We start from the raw sequence: 376 nt of genomic DNA, 5'->3' as shown, positions 1-376 counted from the left end.
GATGTGAACAAGCGCCTGGTTGATTGCGTCATCGTCTGGAAGTTTGACCGCTTTGCGCGCTCGTTGAACGTCCTAATATCAGCCCTTGAACACTTCAAAAGTGTTGGGGTCGACTTTATCAGCTATACACAAAGCATTGATACCACTACAGCAATGGGCCGATTTTTCTACAACGTCATCGGGTCTTTTTCGGAATTCGAACGCGAGATCATAGTAGAGCGGGTCAACGCGGGGCTGGCAAATGCCAGAGCTAAAGGCGTGCGGCTTGGTCGACCGGAAAAAGATCCTAGCGCTGGAAAGCGAGTGTTGGCACTCAGACAGCAAGGGCTTAGCATGAGACAAATTGCAGAAAAGGAAAAGATGTCGGCAGCTGGAG

At 50.3% G+C, this 376-nt stretch carries 1 protein-coding gene; it reads left to right on the top strand.

All coding sequences use genetic code 11. The features are described 5' to 3' along the window. Window positions 1-376: recombinase family protein (locus tag BWR59_RS31775; RefSeq protein WP_168184572.1), on the top strand; the 376-nt coding region annotated here is incomplete at both ends.

The sequence above is a fragment of the Pseudomonas sp. Bc-h genome, assembly GCF_002080045.1.
In the GTDB taxonomy this organism is placed as follows: Bacteria; Pseudomonadota; Gammaproteobacteria; order Pseudomonadales; family Pseudomonadaceae; genus Aquipseudomonas.
The sequence above is the reverse complement of the archived record's forward strand: the minus strand, read 5'-3'. Positions and strand labels throughout refer to the sequence as shown.